Origin of the sequence: Thiocapsa sp. (assembly GCF_035467215.1) — a bacterium.
GTDB lineage: Bacteria > Pseudomonadota > Gammaproteobacteria > Chromatiales > Chromatiaceae > Thiocapsa.
The window spans coordinates 1-3728 of sequence record NZ_DATITZ010000355.1; the positions used below are offsets into that span (position 1 = coordinate 1).

A 3728-nucleotide genomic window follows, 5' to 3' on the forward strand; every position below is an offset into this window, starting at 1 on the left:
AGCAGGTGGAAGGCGATGCGCTGCGCCGACTTCGGCCCGACGCCGGGCAGGCACCGCAAGGCATCGATCAACTGACCGAGAAGCGGGCGCTCGGACACGGCGACGGGCTGCGCCTAAAAGGGCAGCTTCATCCCGGGCGGCAAGGGCAACCCGGCGGTCAGCTCGGCCATGTTCTCCTTCGCCTTCTCGGCCACGCGCTGGCTCGCACCGTTGACGGCGGCGGAGATGAGATCCTCGAGCATCTCCTTGTCGTCGCCCATCAGAGCGGGGTCGATCTCCACCCGACTGACCTGATAGCGCCCGTTCATGGTCACCTTGACCATGCCGCCGCCGGACTCGCCGACGACCTCTTCCAAGGCGAGCCGCTCTTGGGCCAGCTTCATGTCTTCCTGCATCTTCTGCGCTTGCTTGAGCAGGTTGCCGATTCCGCCTTTCATCATGCGTTGTCGCGGGAAACCTCGGCCGCAGGGCCGAGGCGGGATAGCGCACGGCGCCGAACGCCGTCCATCTCCCGCATCCTCTCTTCTCGGTTGGCTATCTCGTTGAAAGAATTCGTCGCAGTACGACCCCAGTCCTTCCGAATCTCCGAGCAGAGATTCGGCGCAACAGAAACACCCGGCGAGACGGCTCTCGACCCGCCCGCCGGTCTTCAATCGGCCGGCTCGATACTCCCGGCGATCCAGCTCGCGTCGAGCTCGTCCTGCATGGCGCGCGCGATCGGGTCCTCCTCCATCGCGGAGACCGCCGCCTGGCGACGCTCGCCGGTCTCGCGCTCGCGTCGCTGAGCCAGGGTCTCGCGCTGCGGCCGGGCGACCTGGATGTCGAGCTTCACCTCCGTCCCCATGGTCTTTTCCAGGGCGGCTTGCAGGCGCGATTCCGCACCCGGGGAGCGCAGATGCTCCGCGGCCGGGTCCAAGCCGAGCGAGAGTCGCCCGTCGGACCAGCCCTCGAGATCGCAATGATGGGCGATCTGGCTCGCGATCCCGCCCAACTCCAGGCGATCGACGAGTTGGAGCCATTCCGCGTGCGAGGTGAGCACAACCGCACGCGCGGCGCCTGCAATCTCGGTCGGCGCATGGACCGCAGCAGCGGCCCGATGCGCAGGCGCCGGCTCGGCGATTCGCGGCTCGGCAACCGACCTGAGCATCGAGACCGGTGAGGATACAGGCGCGGACACCGACGAGGACACTGGCGAGGACACCGGCGAGCCGGCCGCACCGCCGCCGGACTCGGCCGGACGCATCGCACCGCCGGTCACGGTCTCGCGCAGGGTCGCTGGGCGTGGCGGCGCGCGGGTCGGCTCGTCCCGATTCGCGCCCGGTCGAAACGCCAAGGCGCGCAGCAGGACCATCTCGAAACCCGCACGCGGATCGGGGGCGAGCGGCAGGTCGCCTTGCCCGGTCAAAGCCACTTGATAATAAAGCTGAAGATCCTCGGCCGGGAGCCGATCCGCCAGCGCCTTCAGACGCGCGGCATCCGGATCGTCCTGGGCCAGCGTCTCGGGCACCTGCTGAAGCAGTGCCAGGCGATGCAGAAGCGCGATCAGCTCGCGCAGCAGCTCTTCGAAATCCGGTGTCAGGGAGGCCACGCGCTCGACTTCGGCCAGGACGCGCGCGCCGTCGCCCGCGGCCAGCGCATCCAAAAGGTCCAGGGTCAGATCCCCCGGCAGGGTCCCTAGCATGGTGCGCACGCCGGACTCCTCGACCCGCCCGCCGCCGAAGGCGATCGCCTGATCGAGCAGACTCAGGCCGTCGCGCATGCTGCCGTCGGCCCCGCGGGCCAGCAAGGGCAACGCGGACGCCTGATACTCAAGACCTTCGGCCTCCAGGACATGCTGAAGTCGGGCACGGATCTCCTCGGGCAAGAGGCGTCGCAGATTCAACTGCAGACAGCGCGAGAGCACCGTGACCGGGACCTTTTGCGGGTCGGTGGTGGCGAGCAGGAACTTCACATGCGGCGGCGGCTCCTCCAAGGTCTTCAACAAGGCGTTGAAGCTGTGGTTGGAGAACATGTGCACCTCGTCGATCAGATAGACCTTGTAGCGTGCACGGGCCGGGGCATAGGGGACGTTGTCCAGGAGCTCGCGGGTCTGATCGACCTTGGTGCGCGAGGCGGCATCCACCTCGATCAGATCCACGAATCGGCCGCCGTCGATCTCTCGACAGGACGAGCAGACCCCGCAGGGACGCGCGCTCACACCCACCTCGCAGTTCAGCGCCTTGGCGAGGATCCGGGCAAGCGTGGTCTTGCCGACACCGCGGGTGCCGGTAAAGAGGTAGGCATGATGAAGCTGGTCGCGATCGAGCGCGTTGGAGAGTGCGCGGACCACATGCGATTGTCCGACCAGATCATCGAAGCTCTTGGGGCGCCATTTGCGGGCGAGCACCTGGTAGGACATGCGTAGTTCGAGTCGGTCGAGTTCCGTGTTGGAGAGGCTGAGAGAAAGGAGAGTGGTGAGTGGTTGGAAACGAATCCGTAATGCGCGGCCTCGGTCGCTCGGCCGGCGATGGCCGAGATCCTCTTCCCGGCACCCGCAAAGATGTTCGCTCGCCCGTCGTGATCGAAGGGGCGGCGGCCGACGCCAGCCACACCCCGGCACACGCTTCAACCGCTGCGGCTGCTCCCTTCCGGGCCTGACCGGGTTCACGGTTTCGCGTTGCGAGGGGACCGGCGCAAGCCACCATGACATCGACGCCCGGACCGTGGCCCGGATCGACGCGCAAGGTTAACAAAGCGCAGGACCGAAGACAAACGCCGGAGGCCCGACGACCGCCCGGACCGCCGACTTCAGTCGGCACGAATCCCCACGCACGGCGCATGACCGGTCAGTTGCGGCGCGCTCGCCCTCGCGCCGACTGAAGTCGGCGGTCCCGGGGGATCCGTCCCCGCCGGGGTGAAACAGCGGGGCCGCGTGATGCATGGGCGGACCGTAATGATCCGGGTTGCAGTTATCCGCGTCGCGGTAGCCGGCCGCGCGCAGAACCTGCTCACCTTGCTCGGCGGTCCCATCGCACAGGGCCAGGTCCAGGTCGCTGAGCATGCGCGCCGCGGCGAGGGGATCGGATCCGGGCAAAAGCGCCACCGCCCCCTTGAGCAGGAGAGGCTCGAACCCGGCGGCATTGAGCAGGTGCACGGTATCGCGCAACACCGCCAGCAGGCGGTCATTGCGCTCGCCATTGAGCCGATGCAGCTCGGCCAGGGCCATGCGTACCGGTTCCGGCACCGCCTCCAGCCGTTGCCTCGCCGCCAGGGCGACGTAGAGGCCGGGCGCGACCAATTGACCCGCGGCCAGCCGGTAGATGCCGATCCAATCGGGAACCCGAGCGTCGTCCAAGGGGTCCGGAACGACCCCGGCGGGGTCGAGCAGCGCCGCCAAGGCGTGCCACAGACGAGTGCGCGGAGGAACCGTGTGTGGGAGTGCCGGCATCACGGTGCGGGCGGTCCGGCCGGGGCCGCTGCCGTCGCGGCCAGCCGCCCCCGCACCAATGCGAGGGCGTGGTCGAGGTCGGGATAGGTCAGGGCAAAGGCCGGCGCGGCAGGGCCTCCAGCTTGGCCCGGGTCAGGTCGCGGATGACCGCCTCCGCGGCCACCACGCGCTGCAGTACCTGCGCCGGTGTCAGCCGCGTCCACCGCGGCGGACCGCCCGGCTGGTAGTGTGGAAACAGCATCAGGCCCGGCCGGACCGCCGCAGTGACGGCGCGGCCGGCGGGCGGCAGGTAGCGCACCGA

General features: G+C 68.6%; 4 protein-coding genes, 1 other RNA gene and 1 pseudogene. All 6 read right to left on the bottom strand.

Annotated features, from left to right (window positions below):
* A pseudogene (gene recR, locus VLR48_RS19190) lies at positions 1 to 98 on the bottom strand (recombination protein RecR); the annotation flags it as partial.
* Between the two features lie 15 nt (positions 99 to 113).
* Positions 114 to 437 carry a YbaB/EbfC family nucleoid-associated protein gene (locus VLR48_RS19195; RefSeq protein ID WP_325293318.1) on the bottom strand — a complete coding sequence of 108 codons (324 nt, stop codon included), beginning with the start codon at positions 435 to 437 and terminating at the stop codon, positions 114 to 116.
* A 212-nt stretch (positions 438 to 649) separates the two neighbouring features.
* Entirely contained in the window at positions 650 to 2398 is a 1749-nt protein-coding gene (gene dnaX / locus VLR48_RS19200; RefSeq protein WP_325293319.1) for a DNA polymerase III subunit gamma/tau, read from the bottom strand.
* 178 nt (positions 2399 to 2576) lie between these two features.
* An RNA gene (gene ffs, locus VLR48_RS19205) (signal recognition particle sRNA small type) lies at positions 2577 to 2673 on the bottom strand.
* A 52-nt stretch (positions 2674 to 2725) separates the two neighbouring features.
* Positions 2726 to 3427, bottom strand: coding sequence for a nucleotidyltransferase family protein (locus VLR48_RS19210; protein WP_325293320.1), 702 nt, complete (start codon positions 3425 to 3427; stop codon positions 2726 to 2728).
* An 88-nt stretch (positions 3428 to 3515) separates the two neighbouring features.
* The coding region (locus VLR48_RS19215) for a hypothetical protein (protein WP_325293321.1) at positions 3516 to 3728 on the bottom strand (213 nt) is incomplete at its 5' end.

Excerpts from the sequence above, each read along its gene's own strand:
- VLR48_RS19195 (WP_325293318.1), bottom strand. The coding sequence starts at position 437 with ATGAAAGGCGGAATCGGCAACCTGCTCAAGCAAGCGCAGAAGATGCAG.
- dnaX (WP_325293319.1), bottom strand. The coding sequence starts at position 2,398 with ATGTCCTACCAGGTGCTCGCCCGCAAATGGCGCCCCAAGAGCTTCGAT.
- VLR48_RS19210 (WP_325293320.1), bottom strand. The coding sequence starts at position 3,427 with ATGCCGGCACTCCCACACACGGTTCCTCCGCGCACTCGTCTGTGGCAC.